Consider the following 22,419-nt stretch of genomic DNA (forward strand, 5'->3'; position numbering starts at 1 on the left):
TGATTATTGTGAGCATGTAATCTTAAGCTTAGTTATTTGCAGTAAACACGAATTAAAAATAGGAAAGAAGGAATTAAAACAGATGATTAGAAAGAATATGAAAAAAATAGTTAGTACAATGGCGATTGCAAGTATTTTAGGAACAACTGTGTTAACGCCGTTAAACGTACTATCGACAAAAGGATATGCTATACAAAACGATGTTGCTACATCACCTTACTATGAGTTAAGTAATCCTAACTTGATGACAACATCAATTGAACGAATATCTAATGATGCATCAGCGGAACTTAAACATTGGACGATAGGATCAAGTCATGCAAATCTAGGTACTGTTAGCACGCTATATTCAGAAATTGATGATTCGGTATCAGTTAAAGTACCTTTAGATTCACTGCAGAATAGCACCAGAAAGCTAACTAGTACTGGAGAAGGTAATCTAACAATGGATAACTATAGTGCTTACCTCATGGTAGTGCAAACGATAGCTACAGAAGTCGGTAAAGAGTATACAATATCGTTTAACTATACACAAACAAACTCCTCATCAAATAATAGTTTTTGGTTAGGAATGCTTACATCATCTAATACTATGAATGATGTGAAATATACAGCTGCAAGTGGGGTTGCTAAGTATACATTCGTCGCGACAGAAGATACGTCGCGTGTCTTTATTCAGCTAGAGACAGCTTACAAAGAAGCTAGCAAATTGAATATGACTAATATGACGACAGGTAAATCTGACAATCAATTAGCCAAAGAAGCAGTAGATACATTAATTGGTACAGATGGTAAAGTAAAAACAAACGTAAGTGAAGCATGGATTGAAGACATTCAAAAACAAATTGACTTAGTGGAAAATACAGCACAAAAAGCAGCTGTTCAAAAGACACTGAATGATCTTCTGGTGGAAATTAATGAGAATATAGCACTAGAAAATGAACGCCAAGAGGAAGCAATAACAAAAGTCAAAGAGCTATTTAACAATAACGATGTAACAGGAATAATCAAAGATACAACCGATCAAACAGCGATTGACAATGCTCAAAAAGCAGTAGATGCGGTAACAGATCCAGAGAAAAAAGAAGCGCTACAAAAAGAACTAGATGAAGCACAGAAACAACTAGAAGCTAGAAATGAAGCAGCAGAAAAAGCACGTCAAGAAGTAGCAGAAAACAGCATCAAAGAGTTGTTCAACAATAACGATGTAACAGGAACAATCAAAGATACAACCGATCAAACAGCGATTGACAATGCTCAAAAAGTAGTAGATGCGGTAACAGATCCAGAGAAAAAAGAAGCGCTACAAAAAGAGCTGGACGAAGCGAAGAAACAGCTAGAAGCTAGAAATGAAGCGGCAGAGGCAGTAGAAAAAGCGCGTCAAGAAGTAGCAGAAAACAGCATCAAAGAGTTGTTCAACAATAACGATGTAACAGGAACAATCAAAGATACAACCGATCAAACAGCGATTGACAATGCTCAAAAAGTAGTAGATGCAGTAACAGATCCAGAGAAAAAAGAAGCGCTACAAAAAGAGCTGGACGAAGCGAAGAAACAACTAGAAGCTAGAAATGAAGCGGCAGAGGCAGCAGAAAAAGCGCGTCAAGAAGTAGCAGAAAACAGCATCAAAGAGTTGTTCAACAATAACGATGTAACAGGAACAATCAAAGATACAACCGATCAAACAGCGATTGATAATGCTCAAAAAGCAGTAGATGCGGTAACAGATCCTGCCGTAAAAGAATCATTACAAAAGGATTTAGATACAGCTAAAGCATTACTTGAGATTGGTAAAATTACGAACATTGAGGTATATATCGCTGGTACGGGTTATGTTAAAGGAACAACATCGCCAGGAGTAACTCGCGTAGGTCTATTCGTAAATGGTGTTCTTGTCAAAACAGCGGCCGCAAGTAACGGTGCATTCCAAATTTATGCAGGCGGTACACCTGAAATGAAAGTTGCTGGGCAAATTTTTGAAATTGCTGCGATTACATCAACAAGCGTAGCAGGAATCAAAACAGCATCTACAGTTTCACCAAAATTTACTCCTAAATTAGTAGCTCCGACAATCAATGAGTTCTACAAAGGAGAAGGATATATTACAGGAACAGTGCCAACAGGTGCTGTGAAGGTTGCCCTTTATATCGATGGAATATTTATTCGTTACGGTGTCATCACAGGAAATGACTTCAAAATTTATGGATCTGATGTTGCGGACTTAAAAATACGCGGTAAAGAATTCCATGTATTAGTAGAAGACGCTACTGGACAAAAAAGTGATCTGACAGCAAGTACTGTGAAGTTAAAAGATACAACAGCTGAACCTGATGATGTGACTACGAAATCTAGCTATTTTACTGGAACAATAATTTCCGATAATGCGAAACGTATCGCTCTTTATGTAAATGGAGAATTTGTTCGATACGGAGCTATCAGTGATGGTGGATATCGTGTTTACATGTATGACGTAGCAGCATTAAAACAAGCTGGAGCAGAATATGAGCTACAGGTATTAGACTCAGGAAACAATGTCTTAACATCTATTAAAGGAACAGTTAAATAAGTAATAAATGGATATAAGGCCCAGTGCTTTATAGTATGGGCCTTATTTCTTAGACAATGAATGAGTTATGTCACTTCATAACAGTCACTATCCTCTACCTCAATAAAATACTGAAAAAACACATTATCCCTGGTTAAATAGAATTAAGGAGTCGAGCATAAGTGGTAGTCATCAACAAATAAAGGAGAGTCATTTTATGAAAAATAAAAAGAAGTTCACCATAGCAGGGATTATTGTAAGTACAGTAATCGTTGTTTCCCTCATCATCAATGCCACTTTATTAAAACCGCAAACAGATATTGGTAAAACACAAGATATAAATGGTTTACAGATTACGGTAGCTAATGCAGAATTAGTCAATCAGTCGAGTAAAATCCGAGTTCAGTTTAAAGTTAAAAATAATACGAACCAAACAACAGGAATTGGTGCAGGAAACTTCCACATCAAGGTCGGGAAGAAAGATTATCAAATGACTAGTGGAGACAATTTCGGCCAAGAAATAGCCAAAGATGAGGTAATAACAGGAAATGGCTATTACAAAATTCCAAAAGAGCAAAAAGAAACACTACTAATATACACCTCACCTGAGGGCGAAACATGGACTTGGAACTTAGGACAAGTCTATGAAAAATAGGAGATTGAACGAGAAAAAAATATTTGTATACAGTTCCGTTCATGTCTGGAACGATACACGAATCTACTATAAAGAAATTGAAACACTGCTAAAAGCTGGTTATCAAGTAGAACAAATGGCTGTAGAAGCGATGCAACAACCAGAGATACGTCAGAACTTGACGCAACACTTATTCCAAAATGGTAGCCGATTGAAGCGATTTACAAGATGGTTTACTATTTACAAAGCAATTCGCAAATCAGATGCCAAGTATTATCATTTTCATGATCCTGAATTATTGCTACTTTTGCCAATTTTAAGAAAACGAGATGGTGTTTTCATCTATGATATGCACGAAAACTTTCCGAAAGCTTTAGAAACAAAAGCTTGGGTTCCGAGGGGGCTCCGTAAGCCGATAGCTGAAATTGTAAAACGAGTGGAGCAGAAGTGTCTAATGTTATGTGACAAAGTTATTTTTGCAGAAACTTCATATAAAAAAGATTATCCATGCGTGACACAAAAGAATAAAGATGTACTGAACTACCCTGTATATCAAAAAGTAATACCAGCGGAGGAATTTACAGAGCAATCATTACTTTATGTGGGGGGCATTGAAGAAAATCGTGGCTTATGGATTATGTTAGAGGCATTGAAGAACTTGAAAAAGTCAGGATATAAGGAACTAAAATTAAAACTAGTTGGCCCGATTTCAGGAGCAGATAATGAGAAAATTGATGCTTTTATAAAAGAGCACGGTCTTGTTAGCAGTGTAGAACGATTAGGAAGAATACCGAACGCGGAAATAAGCGGGCACATGGTGACGGCGACGATGGGACTTTGTTTACTAAAGCCGATTCCTAATTATATGGAATCCATGGCAACAAAAATGTTTGAATATATGTCGGCTAAATTACCGATGATTGTGTCGGATTTTCCTATGTGGTCGGACTTAATGAAAGAAACGCAAAGTGGTCTTAGTGTTAATCCACTAGAACCTGAAGAAGTGGTCGGAGCGATTGAGCTTCTGTTGGAAAATAAGGGATTGCGGCAACAAATGGGAGCGAATGGACGTTATCACTATGAAAAAGCGTATAACTGGAGAACAGAAGGACAAAAATTACTCGCCCTTTACGAAGTGGCAAATAGTGAGGTGCTAAATGAAAGTCCTGTATATCAGTCAACATTTTGAGTCGGAAAACGGGCTAACAAGGCCTTATGAATTAGCGAAAAAGTTGACGGAAGAAGATATAGAAGTGACAATGCTAACAGGCAAGAATATGGAGGAGAAGGAGTTAGACGGCATACAAATTGTTTCAACAAAAACGAATTATGATCATACCTTTGCCTTTCATAAACGCTTATTTGCCTTTGTGATGTTTGTTATTAAAAGCATGTATCTTGGTTTAAAGGAAAAGAATGTGGATGTGATTTACGCTAGTTCTGCCCCGATTACAGTTGGGATTACAGCATTCATTGTGTCTAAAATAAAGCGAGTTCCTTTTGTTTTTGAAGTTCGCGATGTATGGCCAGATGCCCCAATTGAAATGGGTATTATCCGCAATAAGACATTTATAAGGGGGGTCCGAGGGCTCGAAAAAAAAATCTATCACCATGCTTCCCATATTGTGGCGCTTTCTGATGGGATTAAGCGAAATATTATGTCAAAAGGCATTGCGAAAAGCAAGATTAGCGTCATCACTAATCTTTCACATTGCGAAAAAGCGTCTCAATACGAAGCTGAAAAAGAAAAAAAACACATAGAAGAAAGGTATCCGGAATTAATTGGAAAAACTATTGCGCTCTATCCAGGTACATTCGGCGCAGCTAATGATCTTACTTTTATAGTAGATATCGCAACGAAATACCCCAATCCAAATATTCACTATATCTTGATTGGGCGCGGTAAAGAGAAGGCTATGATAGCAGAAACAATTCGGAATCGCGGATTAAAAAACATCTGGTTGCTGGATAATATGTCAAAAACAGAGGTTTTTGGCTGGATGTCAGCTAGTGATATTGGGATTGTGAATTTAGCGAATATCCCAATTTTGGCTGCTGAAAATAGTTCCAACAAGTTTTTCGATTTTCTGTCGCTTGGCAAGCCAATCATTTTAAATTTCAAAGGTTGGCAGGATGATTTGCTACGAAAGAATATGGCGGGTGCGGGCTTTCACTATAACGATAAGGCTGGCTATTACGATTTTCTAAAAATAATACATGAGAATAGAACAAGGAAACTAGCAATGGGAGCCAGCGCACGAGCGCTTGCAGAAAACCACTTTGATGCACGAATTTTGAAAAAAAAGTTTGTTGCATTAATTAATCAATATGAAAGTAGCACATTAAACTAGGAGGAATAAGGATGAAAATAGCAACGATTGGACTTGGATATATTGGCTTACCGACAGCGGTTATGTTTGCGAAACACGGGCAAGAAGTGATTGGTTTTGACACGAATAAAGATGTTATCGCAAGTTTGCAATCTGGTCGTATTCACATTGAAGAGCCTGGATTACAGGACGCATTTCAAGATGTTTTAGCCCGTGGATTATTACGTCCGGTGAGTCAGTTAGAGCGAGCGCAGACTTTCATCATCGCTGTTCCGACCCCACATACGGAAGATCATTCATGTGATACGAGCTATATCCGCCAAGCTTTGGAAGCTGTGATTCCTTTTCTTGAAACAGGAAATACGATTATTTTGGAATCTACAGTAGCGCCAAAAACAACGACGTGCGTGATTCAACCGATGCTTGAAGGAGCTGGTTTTACGGTAGGTGAAGATGTGTATTTGGTACATTGTCCAGAGCGTGTTTTGCCTGGTCAGATTATGATGGAGTTAGTGCACAATAACCGGATTATTGGAGGGGTGACGCCTGCATGTGCTATCGCTGGGAAGGCTGTTTACCAAGCGTTTGTGAAAGGCGAAATGCTATTGACGGATGCTTCAACGGCAGAACTATCAAAATTGATGGAAAACACGTTTCGCGATACGAATATTGCCCTTGCGAATGAATTGGCGAAACTATCAACGGAGCTTGGTATTAACTCGCTCAAAGTCATTGAGATGGCGAACAAGCACCCACGTGTGAACATTCATACACCAGGCCCAGGCGTTGGTGGACACTGTCTCGCAGTCGATCCATACTTCATTACGACGGCCGTTCCAGAGCAGACCCCACTTATTCAAACGGCAAGAGAGGTCAACAGCAGTATGCCAAAATTTATTGCGGATAGTGTGGATGCCATCACAAATAGCATGGCCAAAAAAGTGGTTATTCTCGGTGCTTCATACAAAGGCAATGTGGATGATATTCGCGAAAGTCCAGCGCTGAAAATCGCAGAGCACTTGCAACAACGCAATATCGAAGTCCATGTATATGATCCGCATGTGGCTTGTTATAATGTAAACCCAGAAAAAGCTTTTGCAAGCGCAGATATGGCTATTATTGCAACGGAGCATGATGATTTCAAGCAGGTGGACACCTCATTATTGACTAGTATGGCTCATATGCGCATTTTTGATACGAAAAATATTTTTGAGGGTGATCACGAGCAATTGATGTATATCACGCTTGGAACGCTATACCGTTATACTAATCATTCTCAGTTGCAGTCGTAATAAAACTTAAGGAGACGGTAAAACAATGGATAAAACAATCGATTTGAGTGGCATCATCGCGATTTTGAAACGTTTTTGGTGGGTTGTGGCTATCCTGGGTGTTATTGGAATGGGGGTATCGTTCATGTATACGAACCATTTTGTTGAGAAACAGTACGAAGCAACAAGTCAAGTTCTTGTGAAACCTGAAAAAAATGAAGACAATCGTAATTTTGATGTGCAGCTGAATAAACAATTGCTTGGCACATATCAAGTGATTATAACGAGCGGCAACGTATTAAATCAGGTACGAGATAAGTTGGATTTAAAAGAATCTAACAAGGAATTAGCAAGTCGTATTTCAGTTACAAATGAAGCTTCTTCACAAGTTTTGGTTATTGGAGTACGAGATAATGAGCCTGAAAAAGCAGTTCTCATCGTTAATACGCTGTCAGAAATTTTGCAAAAAGAGGCGGAAATACTGATGGATGAGAAAAATGTTCGTGTGTTATCGCCTGCGGAATTGAAAAATAGCCAAACTCCGGTAAGCCCGAACTTAAAAATGAGTATTGCGCTAGGATTTGTAGCGGGTGTTGGATTGGCAATTACACTATTTGTAGTGATTGAATTGACAAACACGAAGCTAAGAACGCGTGAAGATGTGGAAGCTTTTGTGGAGATTCCAATATTAGGAAGTGTGGAGGGGAGGAAACTATGATAAAAAACATGAGGAACAAAGAAGATAAGAAGTTAACGGTTTTTTCACAGCGAAATACGCAAATTGCCGAACAATTTCGGATGATTCGTACGAGTTTACAGTTCCTTGCAGAGAAGCGAAGCGCGAAGCATTTCATGGTGACTTCATCGGCCTCTGGTGAAGGGAAATCAGTTGTTATCGCGAACTTAGCAGCATTTTTTGCACAACAGGACAAGCGAGTACTGATTATTGATGGCGATTTACGGCGCCCAACACAAAATGAGATTTTTCAAGTCGAGAATTATTATGGAGTTGTAGATATTTTGAAAGATGGCGCAGATGTGAAGAAGGCTATTCAGGAAACGAAAGTGGAGAATCTGGATATTTTAGTATCAGGTATGTTGCCACATAACCCTGCAGAGTTGCTCGCAAGTTTTGACTTTGATTCTTTTTTTGCGGAATTAGATAAAATATATGATTTTATATTTATCGATGCCCCACCTGCAATTTTGGCAGATACGCCGATTATTGCTAGTAAGGTAGATGGCGTAATTGTCGTTGTGGCTTTACGAAGTGTGAAGCGCAAAAAGCTAGAGCAGACAATTAGAGAAGTAAAGTCAGCGGGTGCGAATGTTGTTGGAATCATTTGCAACAAGGCAAAACCTTCGAAAAGAACAGCCTATTACTATCAATAAAGAAAAGGTGAGCAGATGATGAAACAAGCAACGAATTTTAAGAAATTTGCATGGCGATTACTAAAAGGTAATGCATTTGCGCAATGTCTCATCTTCCTAGCAGCACCTTTCCTGTCACGTATGTATGGCCCAGAAGTTTTTGGAACGTACACGGTGTATCTCAGTATTATTAGTATTTTCAGCAATAGTATGGCGCTTTCGCTGGAACGAGCAATTCCAATCGCCCAAACGAAGCGTATCGCAACATTGCTCGTCAAACTGTGCTTGATTATTGCTTTAAGCTTATCTAGTTTGATGCTCCTATGCTATTTCTTCACAGGTATTTCAGCTTTCTCCCTTTTGAATGTTCGTGTATCCTCGCACATCATTCTATTGCTTTCTCTTGGCATCTTCTTCGGGAGTGCTATTCAAACTTTTACATTTTGGCAGATGCGAGAACAGCGATTTGCAACGATTTCACACGCGAAAATGGCACAGAGCGCTGTCACATCTGGTTTTCAGCTTGCTATTCCGAGCTTTGGACTTATTGTCGGTGATATGCTTGGTCGTTTCGGAAGTGCCGCGATACAAGGCTTAAGCTTTTGGAAAACGCGAGTAAAAATCGGTTTTACGAAGCGAAATATGGGATTTCTTGTTCGGAAATACTACCGATATCCATTGTTTTCATCAGGTTCCTTATTCCTTAACGCGTTAACGTTACAAGTGCCGGTACTTCTAATCACTTACTATTTTGGAAACGAAGTCGCTGGATTTTTCGGAATGGGTCAGCGCGTTATTGGGATGCCAATCTTTTTAATAACAAGCGTTCTTGGCCAAGTTTTTTATAGTGTTGCGGCAAAAGTCATGTATGAAGAATCATCACGCGTGTTCAGCTTATTTAAAAATGTGATTCGAAAAGCAGTCGTGTATGGGCTACCGATTTTTATAGTTTTAGCTGTGTTTGCACCAAGTCTGTTTGCGTTAGCATTTGGAGAAGAGTGGCGTGTATCAGGTGAATATGTACAGCGCCTCATACCAGTTCTTTATATGCAACTAATTACCGTCCCAGTTTCGCAGACGTTGTATTTGCTCGAACGTCAAAAAACACAATTTCTATGGGACTTCTCACGCTTAGTCAGCATTGTGATACTATTCCTCGTGGCGCATAGTCAACAATGGGATATTTTCTCGGTATTGACGAGTTACGCGATTATAGGTAGCTTTTTTTACGGGATATTTCTAGTGTTGTCTTATCGAGCGCTGAGAGGTTTCACGTTTGGCAGGCATAGATGACAAAGTAAAATACGATGAAATGGCTAATCATGGTTAAATAGAGGTAAGGAAAGGAGCGCGATTAGTGAAGTTAAGAGTAGAAAAGTTAGTCCTTGTTATTGGCGTATTATTCTATATTGCCAGTCTCTATATTGGGTATATTTATCTCATTTCACCAAGCTATAGCTACTATTCATTGATTGACCTCCAACCAACAATCTCCATAAAAGCGATATCCATCGTCTTAGCGCTTATTCCAATCATTTGGTCTGAATCAACGGTGAGTCGCCCCTCACAAGTCGTTTACTGGCTCCTCTACATCTTAGTTTATATTCCGACCATGGTGATGCCCGACTTCGTGCGAGAAAATCCAATGGACGGTTTCTTCCTTTACAAATTAGTGTTGCTTGGCTGTTTAGCACTTCTTGCAAGTGTCGGAAAATGGAAACACTTAAAAATATATCCATTGCGTATCAAGCAGGCCTTTGTTCGCACGATTCTCTATATTAGCTGGTTCGGTTTATTCGGACTCATTTTTCTCAAATTCGGATTTCACTTTCGAATGGTGAATTTGTATGACGTCTATGATATTCGCGAAGGCTATCACGAAGAGGGGAGAGGCTCTGTGGCCGCTTATGCCATGAACTGGCAGTCAAAAATTTTCAACCCATTATTGATGGGAATCGGGATTGTTAATAGGAGAATGATATTCATCGCCATCGGAGTTTTAAGCCAGCTCATTATTTTCTCTACAACAGGTCAGAAAAGTGTGGCTTTCTCCACGCTCTTCATTCTAGGAATCCTCTGGTGTGTCGGGAAAAAAGGCCAGAACTTTGGTGTTCGATTTTTGTTTAGTATCGCCTTTTTAGTATTCGCATGTATCGTCCTCGATTTTCTATCAGGAGGCATTCAATTCACGGAAATCATGACGCGCCGACTCATGATGGTGCCAGGTGTCCTCTCTAGTTTTTACTACGATTTCTTTACAGCGAATCCGCACACGCATCTTGGTTACAGTATCTTCAGCAGTTTTGTCGACTATCCTTACGATGCTAATCCACCATTCTTGATCGGTGAAGCGTATTTCAATAATTTAGAAGCTTCTGCAAACGCGAACCTTTGGGCAGATGCCTTCTCCGCATTTGGACTGTGGGGTGTCGGAATTTACACTGGTATCCTTGCAATCATCTTATGGATTTACGACAGCATCGCCAAGCATAATCAGTTCTTACTGAGTGTTGTACTCCTCGCTATGCCAATTTGGAGCTTGATTGATTCCTCCCTCATCACGACATTCCTCACGCATGGGCTACTCCTCGCGATTATTATCAACTATCTACTCACCGCTAAAAAAACGAATGAAGGAGCAAAAATAAATGAATCTACAACATAAATTGCAAATCGAAACCCGCACGGCCAAAATCACAATCATGGGTCTAGGATACGTTGGACTTCCACTCGCAGTAGCTTTTGCTAAAGCTGGTTTTACTGTGACAGGGTACGATCCGAGTGAGAAAAAAGTAGCCACAATCAACGCGGGCATATCAGATATTAGCGACATCTCGTCTGCAACCGTGAACGAACTTGTCACAACGAAACGATTGACGGCGACAACGGATGCAACAACGATAAAGCAAGCCGATATCATCATTATCTGTGTTCCAACACCGCTAACCGCTTCCTTTGAGCCAGATATGGGTTATATCGAGTCAGCGATGGCAGCCATTTCAGCGAATCTCAAAGAAGGCGCGCTTATCGTTTTAGAGAGCACAACGTACCCCGGAACGACCCGCGAAGTTATTAGCCAAGGCCTCGAAAAACAAGGATTGCGTCTAGATACGGACTTTTTCGCAGCATATTCCCCAGAACGCGTGGATCCTGGAAATAAACGGTTTACTGTTCAAAACACGCCAAAAGTAGTCGGCGGTATTACAGAAGCGTCTAAAGATTACGCGGTCAACCTCTACGATCAGATTATCAATCAAGTAGTTCCCGTCAGCACAACTGAAATTGCCGAAATGAGTAAATTACTTGAAAACACGTTCCGTAGCGTCAACATCGCCTTTATCAACGAGATGGCGATGCTGGCAGAGAAATTGGACATCAATATCTGGGAAACAATCGATGCCGCAGCAACAAAGCCATTTGGTTTCATGAAATTCACACCAGGTCCTGGAATAGGTGGTCACTGTATTCCGCTTGATCCGATGTATCTATCATGGAAAGCAAAATCGTCTAACTTTTTCAGTAGGTTCATTGAGTTATCGCAAGACGTCAATAAAAGCATGCCGGAACACGTTGTCGGAAAAGCGATGATGGCGCTGAATAAAGTAGGCAAGTCTTTGACAACGAGTAAGATATTACTTGTTGGAATGGCTTACAAGGAAAATATTTCAGACTTACGCGAATCACCAGCGCTTGATATTCATGAGTTATTGACGAAACAACGAGCGAGCGTCGATTTTTTAGATACGCATGCAACTTCTTTTATGGATCATGAAAAAGAGACGCAGCAAAGTATTCCGCTTGATTACGATCGTGTTGCAGCCTATGATTTAGTCGTTTTACTCACATGTCATGAAGATATGGACGTGACGAAGATTGCGACGAATGCGACGGCGATTTTGGATACGAAGAACTTTTTAGGAAGAACGTTTGCGGACAAGACGACAGTGCTCGGCTTTGATCCTAACTTATAAAATTGGAGCCCACGGTGAGACATCCCGGTGGCGGAAAGTGGAGGTAATGAATAATGGAAATCTTGAGGAGAGTTGGTCTTTGGTCCATCGTGGATACGGGAATGATTTGGTTGGCGGCAGTGTTTGCATTTTATGGTGCGATGAACGGGAATCCTGTAGTTACTGCCATTGTGTTGACTATTGCTTATCATGTTTTTGCCACTGGGTTTAAGTTGCAGGGCAGAACGTGGACGCATACGAGCGTGAAAGATTTAGTCGCCATCGCAAAAGTGGTTAGCTTGGCGTTCGCGGTAAGTATGTCTGTCGTCGTTGCTATGAAAGGATTCGTTCACCTCGAGATTCGATTCTTCCTCTTCTTTTTCATCGCCCAGTTGTTGTTGATTGGTGGGACACGGTTGTTGGTTCGATTACGTCGTGACCGATCGCAACACCAGGCACAGAGGCAATCCATACGCACGCTTATTATTGGTGCTGGTGAGGCCGGGACGCAATTAGTGCAGCAACTGCAAAAGGGTGCGAAATCAGATGTGTTACCAGTTGGATTTCTGGATGATGACAAGAAGAAGCAGAGAACGAGGTTGCTAGATGTGCCGGTACTTGGTGGAATAGGAAATTTGGAGGCATTTATCGCTAAGACGCAGGCGGAACAGTTGATTATCGCGATGCCTTCGATGCCTAGCGCGACGCTTCAAGTGATTACAAAACAAGCCGTGGCGACACAATTAGTCGTGAAAACGATGCCGAAAATGGCGGATATTTTGTCGGGTAAACTGAGCGTGAGTCAGGTGCAGGAAGTGGATGTCGAGGATTTACTTGGGCGCGAAACGGTGCAACTAGACTTGGCAAAAATTGCGGACAATTTGACGGGTAAAACGGTGTTAGTAACGGGTGCTGGTGGTTCGATTGGTTCAGAGATTTGTCGTCAAATCATGGACTTTGAACCGGAAAAGATTTTACTGCTAGGACACGGCGAGCATTCGATTTACCAAATTCATCGTGAGCTAGAACAGCTAGAGGCGAGCGTGGAATTGCTACCATTGATTGTGGATATTCAAGACATTAAGCGTTTGCGTGATGTGATGCAAACGTATGAGCCGGACGTGATTTACCATGCTGCGGCGCATAAACACGTTCCACTGATGGAATTCAATCCGCTAGAGGCTGTAAAGAATAACGTGTATGGGACGCGAAACGTGGCGCAAGTGGCGCATGAAATTGGTGCGGAAAGTATGGTGATGGTCTCCTCGGATAAAGCCGTGAACCCGCCGAACGTAATGGGGTCGACAAAGCGTATTGCTGAAATGATTATCCAGTCGTTCCATGAGAAGAGCAACACCAAATTTGTCGCGGTTCGTTTTGGAAACGTCCTAGGTAGCAGTGGTAGCGTGGTTCCGCTTTTTAAAGAACAAATCAAAAAAGGTCAGCCAATCACGATTACGGATAAGCGTATGACACGTTATTTCATGACCATTCCAGAGGCTGCGAAACTTGTACTTCAAGCAGGAAGTCTTGCACGAGGTGGCGAAATCTTTGTCCTCGATATGGGTGAGCCAGTGAAGATAGTGGACTTAGCGAAGAACTTAATTCGTCTAAGTGGTCTGACAGAAAAGGAAATCCCGATTATCGAAACGGGAATCCGTCCGGGGGAGAAACTGTACGAAGAGCTCCTAACGACCGATGAACTCGTTGCTGAGCAGATTTTCCCGAAGATTTTTGTTGGAAAAGTGACGCTGGTGGAAGAAAGTATATTGCTTGATTATTTACAAACAATTTTACAACTGGAAGATCGAGAAGCAGCCGAAAAAACAATTCAGTTAGCTAATGCTAGCCATATTCAAGGAGATGAGCAGATTGTATAATCGATTTTTGAAACGTTGGGTGGATATCGTTCTTGCGGTAATCGCGATTCTTTTGTTAGCACCCATATTTGCCTTTGCAGCCATTAGTATTAAATTAGATTCGAAAGGCCCGATTCTGTTCAAGCAACAGCGCGTCGGTGCGCATAAAACGCTATTTACTATCTTCAAATTCCGGACAATGTACGTGGATACGCCGAAAAATATGCCGACGCATTTATTAACTTCGCCAGACGCTTACATCACAAAAGTAGGGCAGTTTTTGCGGAAGACGAGTTTAGATGAACTACCACAATTGTTCAATATTTTGGGAGGAAGCATGAGTGTTATCGGCCCACGTCCAGCGTTATATAACCAAACTGATCTGATTGAAAAGCGCGAGGAAACTGGAGCTAGTGAGTTGAAGCCAGGATTATCAGGACTTGCCCAAGTCATGGGACGCGACACACTATCGATTGAAGAAAAAGCAAAATTAGACGGATTATATGGTCAAAAACTGTCTTTTGCCACTGATGTAAAACTGATTTTTAGTACGATACGTAAAGTTGTGAAAAGCGATGGCATCCAAGAAGGAGCGAGCTAATGCGCATTTTAGTAACGGGAAAGCAGGGTTATGTAGGGACGCAATTTGAGCGTTGGATGGCGCAGTATCACCCAGAAGTGAGCGTAGAGCTTTTATCTGTTCGGACGCAAAACTGGGAGGCGATTGATTTTAGCCAATATGATACGATTTTACACGCGGCGGCTTTGGTTCATCGCAAAGAAACACCGGAAAGTGCTGGAGATTATTATCGAATCAACACGGGACTCACGGAGAGTTTAGCGTTCAGGGCAAAATCGGCAGGCGTGAAGCATTTCGTATTCCTGAGCACTGTGGCTGTTTACGGGGAAGAGGGTAGCTTTGAAGAGCCAGAAAAAGTGATACCGATTCAGCAAGTGCCGCGTCCAACGAGTTTATATGGAAAATCGAAATACGAGGCAGAAAAACGATTGCAGCAATTAGAAAGCCGAGATTTCCAAGTCGCGATTGTTCGCCCTCCGATGATTTATGGCCCGGACTGTCCTGGTAACTATGCTCGCCTTGCGCAACTTGCCCGGAAAACACCTGTTTTTCCAGCTATTAGCGGGAGCCGAAGCATGATTTTCATCGATAATTTGTCTGCTTTTTTGAACGGTATTATTGGCGAAAAGGCTAGTGGAATCTATGTGCCTCAAAACAGCGAGACGATGAACACGACGCAACTTGTAACGCTCATTGCCGAGGCAAGTGGAAAAAGCATGCGAACATCGAAATTCGCGGGAAACATATGCCGAAAAGTATTACAAAACACCGCGATTTTCAAAAAAACATTTGGGACGCTAGTTTTTGAGATGGAGAGCACGATAAAATATGAAGCAGTTAGTTTGCCTGATTCGATTTGGAAAACGGAAGACCGCTAAAGTTAGCCAATCTAGCTTCAGCGGTTTTTTGTCATGAAATCGTCACAGAAAAGCATCTACATACATAGCTAGCCTAGAAAAGCAGCACCTACTTGTTGATAAAATAGACTTTCAGGCCTCTGAGATTGGACAAAATCACATTATTACTAGAAAGGAAAGTAGGTATATGAACAAGAATAAAAGGTGGCTGGCAATATGCATCCTTATTTTAGCGCTGGTCTTGGCTAGTTGTGGCAAAGCGGAGAGCGATGATATCGGCAAAACGAGGACTGTCAATGGCTTAGAAATCACAATCACGAATGTAGCGATGCAGGACGGCAACAACAAGGATAAGCAAATCGCTCAAATCGACTTCTCTATTAAAAATACTGGCAAAGAGGAGTCAGGAGCTGGGGCAGGCGATTTTAATATCCAAACAAAAGATGAAGAAAAACATCCGGTGCATGGGCTAAATGTGAATAATTTTGGGGATGTTATACCAGCTGGAAAAATACTTAAAGGCTCTGGATACTACGAAATTCCCACAGGGCAAAAAACTTTCACTGTTCTCTATGAGCCTTACGCAACAGCAATAACTGAAAGAATAGCGTGGGAAATAAACATGCCGACGAAATAGGCCGCCTAATTAGATAATCAAAACAAGACAAGTATGGCAATTTGATACTTGTCTTGTTTTGATGTAAGCAGGCAACCACTTAGTATAACAGAGCATTAAGCGTAAATAGCGAGGATTTCATTTTTTTTAAATAAAAATAAAAAAATACGAAATATATATAGTTATTAATATAACTAATAAATAGATTATAATAGGTTAGGATTGTTATGCTACAAATATAGTGAGTTTTTGATGCGTGTCTATATTTGTTAGGGGATTATGATTAAGCCCTTAAATATGAAGGTTTTTAGAGGTGTTTTGAAAAGGGGGAAATTCATTTTTTAAAGATTGATTGGCTTTTTTATGTAGCCTTTATATAGAAGTAAAATAAATTTTTATCCTATTTGGTACATTTTTTTGAAATGCATAAAAAATAATTTGAAATATCCCGATTACGCGGAGATAGTGTCCTATACTTGTTGTAAGAGGTACAGCAATTTGTATCCATAGTGAAAGGAGGAGACGTAGATGAGGAACCTAGAGCAATCTGTTGGTGTGAAAGTGAAATATGCCAAAAAAGCTATTATTTCGACGAAGGATGCAAGTTTTATCATTGAATCAGGTCATGTTGCGGTGTTAAATACGGAGGGTGATATTATTGATTTCTTGGGTGCTGGTAATGAGCTAGTGCAGGCAGATTCTTTAGACTCACCTTATTTTGAAGTGATATCTAATGAGCTATGTGTCATGAAATTCGATCGAAACACGATAGAAGCAAAGCAAACAAATGCGGTCTTAGCAAAAAAAGAGGCATTATTACAATTACCGACGGAGTTACGTGTTAGTCAGGCTTTATTTCAGTTAGGTATGCGTCATGGTATGGAAACGGGAGATCCTGCGCTGCTTCGTTTTCCAAAGGCTATCAATAAAGGAAGACTTGCTGAGTACACAAATCTTAATCCGAATACAATTACTAAAGTCTTGAAAAAACTACAAGTAGAAGGCGTCATTTATAATATGAGTCGAGAAATGCATATCGATATATTTGAGTTAGAGTTGAAAGTAGCGTCAATTTCACAATGAGTGCGTGATGCTAGCTTAAAATGTTAAAACACGAAAATAGAGCGTTGGTTATTGATATGAAAGGGATTTGAAAGCAAATGCAGGATGCTATATTGGCTTAGGATAGCCAGCTAAATCCTTTTTATGTGAAAATTAATACGTTAAATGTCATAGAACTGTCATTAAAAACTGCTTTTACCTCTAGGTAGAGTAAAAAACTTCACTTTAAACTTGTTAAGATAAGTAATAGATGTTGGATATAAGCATTTAGACTTTGGTTATATAAAACAAAAAGAACTCTGACAGCTTATACAGAGTGCAATAGATAGGAGATGACATAGGTTGGAGACCTATACGGAAGCAATAAAAAATCTTTATAATATAACGGAGATTAAAGAGTATTTTAATTTTTCGAAGTTTGCTAGTTTTCTTTGTACGAATGACATCATGCCAATTCCGTATGAGACAGTTTCTTTCAAGAAAAACACGTATCCACTTACGGAAATTGTTCCTACGGGAGGGCTTGAGGATGATCGGGCAGCTGCCGAATTTATTTACATTATTGAATCTGGGATTGCTACGATGGAAAAGGAAGACATTGTTTTGGACATAAAAGCGAGCGATGATATTGTTGGTTTTTCAGATTTATTTACGTTTAATAGTTCTAACTACTCGTATAAAGTTATCTCGAATGTGATGAATGTTGTTAAATTTAATAAGGCGCATGTGGTCGACAAATTGTTGAATACACAAGAAGGCTATTTGTATCATTATAGCTATACGTTGCGAGAGCGGCAAAATCTAGAATTTAAAGAACGAATACGTCGTGAAAAAGCGGAAAGTAAAGTGGTTTTGGCGATACATCATTTGTTGGACAAACTAAACTTATTGAATGTAGAAAAATCTGATTTGTACACAGAATTCCCGATTACGATGGTAACGATGGCAAATTATGTGCATCTCAATGTCAATACAGTGTCTACCGTATTACACAACTTGATGAAGCTTGGCATAGTGAAGATAAATAATAAGCAGATATTTGTCAATATTGGGAAAATAAAATCCTACATTATCGATATTGAAAGACAATATTAATTTTTAAAAGAAAGGCGGTATAAAGCATTGTTTTATACATCGCGAAATTTACCGGTAGTATTGCAAAACAGGAAAATAGAGAGACGATATCGTATTTTTGACATCTTAGTGGCTTCTGTAGCTTTATGTGTGAGCGCTCCGATTTTACTTTTGGTGGCGATATGCATCAAGATATCGGACTGGAATGCGCCTGTATTTTTTAAGCAGCGGCGTATTGGGCGGCATGGAGAGGCGTTTATGATGTATAAATTTCGATCTATGCAGGTGGATGCGGAGAAGCAGAAGGGCGCGATACAAAGTCAGAATGAAATGTCTGGACCGATGTTCAAGATAGAAAATGATCCGCGTATTACGAAGCTTGGAAAATGGTTGCGCAAATTTAGTATTGATGAGTTTCCGCAATTTATCAATGTTCTACAAGGTGATATGAGTTGTGTAGGGCCGCGACCACCTTTGCCAGAAGAGGTTCAGGATTATGAGACGCATCATTTAGAGCGTCTTCGTGTGAAACCTGGGTGTACTGGGCTTTGGCAAGTCAGCGGGCGCAATCAATTGAGCTTTGAAGAAATGGTCGAGCTAGATATGGCGTATATTAAAAATCAATCAATAAGGCTAAACATCCGAATTTTACTACGGACCTTTAAAGAACTTTTAGGAAAAGGTATGTAATCATATTTAGATTTATTGCGAAATGGAAAGGAGAACGACATCAAGTGCACGCCAAACCTAATGTAAGAGAAAGGATCCTTTTCCTCAGTTTTTTTTTACTTATGTTATTTGCCCCGGCTATAGAGAATTTGACGTTTTTGCCCCTATCTCTTAATATCAACAATCTATTATTAGTCGTCATGTTGGCGTATTTATTTCTGATACAAATGCTACGGCCGACAGCGCTTTATCGAAAAGAATATTTGCTCTTGATGCTCTTGGCTCTGCTGCTCGGAGTGGGTGTGTTGGGCAACATGGAGTCTAGGCTTGGGAGTACGAAAGGCATGATACTGGATATTTGGAGTATTTTGAAGTGTTTCCTTGCTTATTTTGTGGGAAGGCTAGCTTTTAAAGAGGCGGTTTTTTCCGTGAATATGAGGCTCATTCAGAATGTGAGCAAGTTTATTTTAAGTGGGCTGTTCCTGTTATTACTCGTTAATTTGGTGATTCCTATTTGGCCTTCAACGGAATATCGGATGGGAATTACGACGCAATATTTGATTTTTCCGCATGCGACGTATTTGAGTGCAGCCAGTTTTTTTTGCATGGTATTGCTGGGATTGAAAAATGCGAGACGGAACATTCCTTTTTTGCTGATGGGTGCAACGCTTATTTTTTTTGCAGCTCGGAATAAGGGATTAATTTTTGTGGCTATTTTCTTCTTTTTACTCGTTTTGATGACGTTTCTTGAGAAGAAGAATATCAAGTTTATGTATTTGATTGGGCCTGCATCAATTTTGTTGCTCTTATTTTGGAATGTAATTGAGAGTCGGTTATTGTCATCGGAAACGTCGGCGCGGAGCTTGTTATTCCAAGGCGGATTTAAAATCGCGGATCGGTTTAAACCGCTTGGTTCCGGGTTTGGGACATACGGATCGGGAAGCTCAGTGAGTGAGTATTCACCGATTTATGATTGGTTACAATTTTATAAGACGTATGGGTTTACGAGGGATAATCCGCAGTTTTTGAATGATAGTTACATTGCGATGTTGATTGGTCAGTTCGGCTATCTTGGGCTGGCTGCTTTTGCAGGGATTGCTATTATTTTTTTGGTGCTAATCAGTAAGAAACGGGGAAATATTCAGTTGTTTGTCTTGATTTTATTCTTGTATTCGATGACTTCGATTGTGACAGAGCTTTATCTCACAACGAATTTAGGTGTCTTGGCGTTCTTTTTCATTGGTGCAGCGATGAATGAGACAGATGAAAATTTAAACGTAGAGAAGGAGTCATTATGGAAAGCACTATGACCATCAAAGATATTTTTGATGTATTGAAGAAAAATGTCCTGATTATTCTGGGCATCATGATTGTTTGTATGGGTGTGGCTTTTTGTTATTTTAAATGGTTTGTGGATCCGAAATATGAGGCGGTTTCGCAAATTTTAATTACGCAAAATGCACAGGATCAAAACTCTGCTGTTCAAAATTCGGAAATTCAAGCGAACATTCAAATGGTGAATACGTACAGTGTCGTCATTAAGAGTTCTAAGATTTTGGGCGATGCGGTGGAGCGACTTGGCGATGGAACGACGATGGGGGATTTGGCGAAGAAAATTACGGTGGATAGTGTGCAGAGTTCACTCGTGATTAATATTCGGGTGACGGATAAGGATCCCGAGCGTGCGAAATTACTTGTCAGGACGGTTACGACGAGTTTTCTGTCGATTACGCCAAAAATGATGAAGGTGAATAATATTGAGCAGTTAACGGATATTTATTCTGTTGCATCGGTTGGAGCTAGCTTGAAAGTGGGCGTCGCATTGGCGATGATGATTGGCCTTTTTATCGGGATTGTGATTAGTTTTTTACGGCGTTTTCTGGATGATCGTTTTAGAACAGAGGCTGAGATTATGAAGCGTTTGGATATTCCTGTTGTCGGTGTGATTGGAAATATTGAGGACAGCGAGTTTCAGGAGAAAAGTCGTTATCTGAGGAGGAGTAGAAAATGAGTGCAAGTAAGAGAAGGAGCGATCAGCGGAAACTTATCGTATACAATCAACCACTTTCTTCGTTAGCGGAGCAGTTTCGAATTCTGGTGGAAAATATCGAGTTGATGGGGCTGGATCAGAAAATTCATTCCATCTTGATTACATCAGCGGATCCTAATTCGGGTAAATCGCTTATTTCGAGTAATTTGGCGATCGCTTTTGCTCAGAAGGGTAAGAAAACGCTACTTTTGGATGCGGATTTGCGGAAGCCGACGATTCAGAATTATTTTGATGCGAGTCGTTCGGAAGGTTTGATGGGTGTGATGCGGAATAATGTGACATTGGATGAGGCGATGATTCGGACGGATATGGATGGGCTTGATGTTCTATGTGTGGGACTGACACCAATTAATCCTGCGAGTATTTTGGCGACGAAGCGGTTTGCGGAGGTTTTGGAGGAATTGAAGGGGCGTTACGATCAAGTTATTTTAGATACGCCGCCGATTTTAACGGTTGCGGATGCGCAGGTTTTGGCCCCGCATGTGGACGCGTCGTTACTCGTTATTCGAAATGATTATACGGTGACGGATCGCGCGAAGAAGGCGTCGGATCAGCTACGATCGAGCTCTAAGCAGTTTTTGGGTGCGATTTTTAATAATCAGAAGCAGAAGAAAGAACATTACTATTATAAGGAGCATTCGTGATGGAGTTAGTCAGTGTAGTTATTCCAACGCGACATCGTAAGGAACTTTTGGCGCGCGCGATCGAGAGCGTGATGCAGCAGACGTATTCGAATATCGAGGTTTGGGTAGTTGTAGATGGCGAAGATCCGGGTACGATGGCTTATTTGAAGAATTTAGGAAAAACGAGATTTCCAGTCCATTATGTGAAAACGAGCGGTATCGGCGGATCGGCTGCGAGAAATTTAGGTGTGGAAAAGGCTAGTGGGAAATGGGTGGCTTTTTTGGACGATGATGATGCATTTTTGCCGGATAAGATTGCCTGTCAGTGGGAGCAGTTACGGTATAGTTTGGATGATTTTCAGCTTTGTTTTTGCCCAGTATTGACGAATTCGCTGAAGAATCCGGATCTGTTTTTACCGATGCGAACGATGGATTTGAACGCGGAACCGTTGACAGTAGCAGAGTTTCTTTTTTGTAAAAAGGGGCGGCGAACGCTTGGGTTTATTCAAACGTCGACATTGTTCGGTACGCGGGATTTATTCCGGAAGATTCCATTTACAGAAGGATTGCTGAAGCATCAGGATTGGGATTTATTGTTGCGAATGGCGCAAGATGGCGTTCAATTTCACCAGTTGCAGGAGCCGAAAACACGATTTTATCGGCATCATGCACCAGCGATTGGCAACACGAATGCGTGGAGGTTTTCGGATGCGTGGATCAAACGAATGGAGATGTCAAAACTAGCACGAGATTATTTTACGCTCTCGATAATTTTACGAGGAGTGGCGAAGGATGTGACGTTAACTCGAACCGAAAAACGCAGTCATTTTAAACGAAGAATAGGTGCGATAACGTGGCGAAAAGGACATTATTTTCAGTTTTTACGCTTGATTTTTGTTAATTTCACTCGAATTTATATGTAAAAGGA

At 40.6% G+C, this 22,419-nt stretch carries 21 protein-coding genes; all 21 read left to right on the plus strand.

Annotation, left to right across the window (positions count from 1 at the left end; genetic code table 11):
- The first annotated feature begins 82 nt into the window (after positions 1-82).
- The 21 genes from R8925_RS04800 (at position 83) to R8925_RS04900 (ending at position 22,414) form a co-directional block, all read left to right on the plus strand.
- Positions 83-2,566: a toxin Cry1Ac domain D-VI-related protein gene (locus R8925_RS04800; protein ID WP_430534774.1), complete on the plus strand. Its 2,484-nt coding sequence runs from the start codon at positions 83-85 to the stop codon at positions 2,564-2,566.
- Between the two features lie 196 nt (positions 2,567-2,762).
- Complete coding sequence (locus R8925_RS04805) at positions 2,763-3,200, plus strand: DUF4352 domain-containing protein (protein WP_430534775.1); 438 nt, start codon at positions 2,763-2,765, stop codon at positions 3,198-3,200.
- Positions 3,201-3,204: 4 nt separating this feature from the next.
- Positions 3,205-4,368 carry a glycosyltransferase gene (locus R8925_RS04810; protein WP_430534776.1) on the plus strand — a complete coding sequence of 388 codons (1,164 nt, stop codon included), beginning with the start codon at positions 3,205-3,207 and terminating at the stop codon, positions 4,366-4,368.
- Positions 4,337-5,530 carry a glycosyltransferase family 4 protein gene (locus R8925_RS04815; RefSeq protein ID WP_430534777.1) on the plus strand — a complete coding sequence of 398 codons (1,194 nt, stop codon included), beginning with the start codon at positions 4,337-4,339 and terminating at the stop codon, positions 5,528-5,530. The genes R8925_RS04810 and R8925_RS04815 overlap by 32 nt, the downstream gene beginning before the upstream one ends.
- Before the next feature lie 11 nt (positions 5,531-5,541).
- A complete protein-coding gene (locus R8925_RS04820) occupies positions 5,542-6,801 on the plus strand; it encodes a nucleotide sugar dehydrogenase (protein WP_430534778.1) in 1,260 nt (419 codons plus the stop codon).
- A gap of 25 nt (positions 6,802-6,826) precedes the next feature.
- A complete protein-coding gene (locus R8925_RS04825; RefSeq protein ID WP_430534779.1) occupies positions 6,827-7,498 on the plus strand; it encodes a YveK family protein in 672 nt (223 codons plus the stop codon).
- Entirely contained in the window at positions 7,495-8,172 is a 678-nt protein-coding gene (locus R8925_RS04830; protein WP_430534780.1) for a CpsD/CapB family tyrosine-protein kinase, read from the plus strand. The genes R8925_RS04825 and R8925_RS04830 overlap by 4 nt, the downstream gene beginning before the upstream one ends.
- A 15-nt stretch (positions 8,173-8,187) precedes the next feature.
- Entirely contained in the window at positions 8,188-9,444 is a 1,257-nt protein-coding gene (locus R8925_RS04835; protein WP_430534781.1) for a lipopolysaccharide biosynthesis protein, read from the plus strand.
- Between the two features lie 64 nt (positions 9,445-9,508).
- Positions 9,509-10,816, plus strand: coding sequence for a hypothetical protein (locus tag R8925_RS04840; protein WP_430534782.1), 1,308 nt, complete (start codon positions 9,509-9,511; stop codon positions 10,814-10,816).
- Positions 10,800-12,122 carry a nucleotide sugar dehydrogenase gene (locus R8925_RS04845; protein WP_430534783.1) on the plus strand — a complete coding sequence of 441 codons (1,323 nt, stop codon included), beginning with the start codon at positions 10,800-10,802 and terminating at the stop codon, positions 12,120-12,122. Before R8925_RS04840 ends, R8925_RS04845 begins: the two co-directional genes overlap by 17 nt.
- Before the next feature lie 53 nt (positions 12,123-12,175).
- Positions 12,176-13,981, plus strand: a complete 1,806-nt coding sequence (locus R8925_RS04850; protein ID WP_430534784.1) for a polysaccharide biosynthesis protein — start codon at positions 12,176-12,178, stop codon at positions 13,979-13,981.
- The gene (locus tag R8925_RS04855) at positions 13,974-14,561 is read left to right on the plus strand and encodes a sugar transferase (protein WP_430539405.1); all 588 of its coding nucleotides are present in this window, start codon (positions 13,974-13,976) and stop codon (positions 14,559-14,561) included. The genes R8925_RS04850 and R8925_RS04855 overlap by 8 nt, the downstream gene beginning before the upstream one ends.
- Positions 14,561-15,418: an NAD-dependent epimerase/dehydratase family protein gene (locus R8925_RS04860; RefSeq protein WP_430534786.1), complete on the plus strand. Its 858-nt coding sequence runs from the start codon at positions 14,561-14,563 to the stop codon at positions 15,416-15,418. Before R8925_RS04855 ends, R8925_RS04860 begins: the two co-directional genes overlap by 1 nt.
- Before the next feature lie 166 nt (positions 15,419-15,584).
- Positions 15,585-16,034, plus strand: coding sequence for a DUF4352 domain-containing protein (locus R8925_RS04865; protein WP_430534787.1), 450 nt, complete (start codon positions 15,585-15,587; stop codon positions 16,032-16,034).
- A 507-nt stretch (positions 16,035-16,541) separates the two neighbouring features.
- Positions 16,542-17,096: a cyclic nucleotide-binding domain-containing protein gene (locus tag R8925_RS04870; RefSeq protein WP_430534788.1), complete on the plus strand. Its 555-nt coding sequence runs from the start codon at positions 16,542-16,544 to the stop codon at positions 17,094-17,096.
- 321 nt (positions 17,097-17,417) lie between these two features.
- On the plus strand, positions 17,418-18,170 hold the full coding sequence (locus R8925_RS04875) for a Crp/Fnr family transcriptional regulator (protein WP_430534789.1): 753 nt from the start codon (positions 17,418-17,420) through the stop codon (positions 18,168-18,170).
- 60 nt (positions 18,171-18,230) lie between these two features.
- Positions 18,231-18,839 (plus strand): sugar transferase, encoded by a 609-nt coding sequence (locus R8925_RS04880; RefSeq protein ID WP_430534808.1) that lies wholly within the window; start codon positions 18,231-18,233, stop codon positions 18,837-18,839.
- Positions 18,840-19,162: 323 nt separating this feature from the next.
- Positions 19,163-20,128: a hypothetical protein gene (locus tag R8925_RS04885; protein ID WP_430534790.1), complete on the plus strand. Its 966-nt coding sequence runs from the start codon at positions 19,163-19,165 to the stop codon at positions 20,126-20,128.
- Positions 20,113-20,829: a YveK family protein gene (locus R8925_RS04890; protein WP_430534791.1), complete on the plus strand. Its 717-nt coding sequence runs from the start codon at positions 20,113-20,115 to the stop codon at positions 20,827-20,829. Before R8925_RS04885 ends, R8925_RS04890 begins: the two co-directional genes overlap by 16 nt.
- Positions 20,826-21,512 (plus strand): CpsD/CapB family tyrosine-protein kinase, encoded by a 687-nt coding sequence (locus R8925_RS04895; protein WP_430534792.1) that lies wholly within the window; start codon positions 20,826-20,828, stop codon positions 21,510-21,512. Before R8925_RS04890 ends, R8925_RS04895 begins: the two co-directional genes overlap by 4 nt.
- Entirely contained in the window at positions 21,512-22,414 is a 903-nt protein-coding gene (locus R8925_RS04900; protein ID WP_430534793.1) for a glycosyltransferase family 2 protein, read from the plus strand. Before R8925_RS04895 ends, R8925_RS04900 begins: the two co-directional genes overlap by 1 nt.
- The last annotated feature ends 5 nt before the right edge of the window (positions 22,415-22,419 follow it).

This window comes from Listeria rocourtiae subsp. hofi, from assembly GCF_963575615.1.
In the GTDB taxonomy this organism is placed as follows: Bacteria; Bacillota; Bacilli; order Lactobacillales; family Listeriaceae; genus Listeria_A; species Listeria_A hofi.

Bases quoted from the DNA above. Each gene is read 5' to 3' on its own strand.
- R8925_RS04800 (WP_430534774.1), top strand. From the start codon at position 83: ATGATTAGAAAGAATATGAAAAAAATAGTTAGTACAATGGCGATTGCA.
- R8925_RS04805 (WP_430534775.1), top strand. From the start codon at position 2,763: ATGAAAAATAAAAAGAAGTTCACCATAGCAGGGATTATTGTAAGTACA.
- R8925_RS04815 (WP_430534777.1), top strand. From the start codon at position 4,337: ATGAAAGTCCTGTATATCAGTCAACATTTTGAGTCGGAAAACGGGCTA.
- R8925_RS04820 (WP_430534778.1), top strand. From the start codon at position 5,542: ATGAAAATAGCAACGATTGGACTTGGATATATTGGCTTACCGACAGCG.
- R8925_RS04825 (WP_430534779.1), top strand. From the start codon at position 6,827: ATGGATAAAACAATCGATTTGAGTGGCATCATCGCGATTTTGAAACGT.
- R8925_RS04830 (WP_430534780.1), top strand. From the start codon at position 7,495: ATGATAAAAAACATGAGGAACAAAGAAGATAAGAAGTTAACGGTTTTT.
- R8925_RS04835 (WP_430534781.1), top strand. From the start codon at position 8,188: ATGATGAAACAAGCAACGAATTTTAAGAAATTTGCATGGCGATTACTA.
- R8925_RS04845 (WP_430534783.1), top strand. From the start codon at position 10,800: ATGAATCTACAACATAAATTGCAAATCGAAACCCGCACGGCCAAAATC.
- R8925_RS04850 (WP_430534784.1), top strand. From the start codon at position 12,176: ATGGAAATCTTGAGGAGAGTTGGTCTTTGGTCCATCGTGGATACGGGA.
- R8925_RS04860 (WP_430534786.1), top strand. From the start codon at position 14,561: ATGCGCATTTTAGTAACGGGAAAGCAGGGTTATGTAGGGACGCAATTT.
- R8925_RS04865 (WP_430534787.1), top strand. From the start codon at position 15,585: ATGAACAAGAATAAAAGGTGGCTGGCAATATGCATCCTTATTTTAGCG.
- R8925_RS04870 (WP_430534788.1), top strand. From the start codon at position 16,542: ATGAGGAACCTAGAGCAATCTGTTGGTGTGAAAGTGAAATATGCCAAA.
- R8925_RS04885 (WP_430534790.1), top strand. From the start codon at position 19,163: ATGATACTGGATATTTGGAGTATTTTGAAGTGTTTCCTTGCTTATTTT.
- R8925_RS04890 (WP_430534791.1), top strand. From the start codon at position 20,113: ATGGAAAGCACTATGACCATCAAAGATATTTTTGATGTATTGAAGAAA.
- R8925_RS04895 (WP_430534792.1), top strand. From the start codon at position 20,826: ATGAGTGCAAGTAAGAGAAGGAGCGATCAGCGGAAACTTATCGTATAC.
- R8925_RS04900 (WP_430534793.1), top strand. From the start codon at position 21,512: ATGGAGTTAGTCAGTGTAGTTATTCCAACGCGACATCGTAAGGAACTT.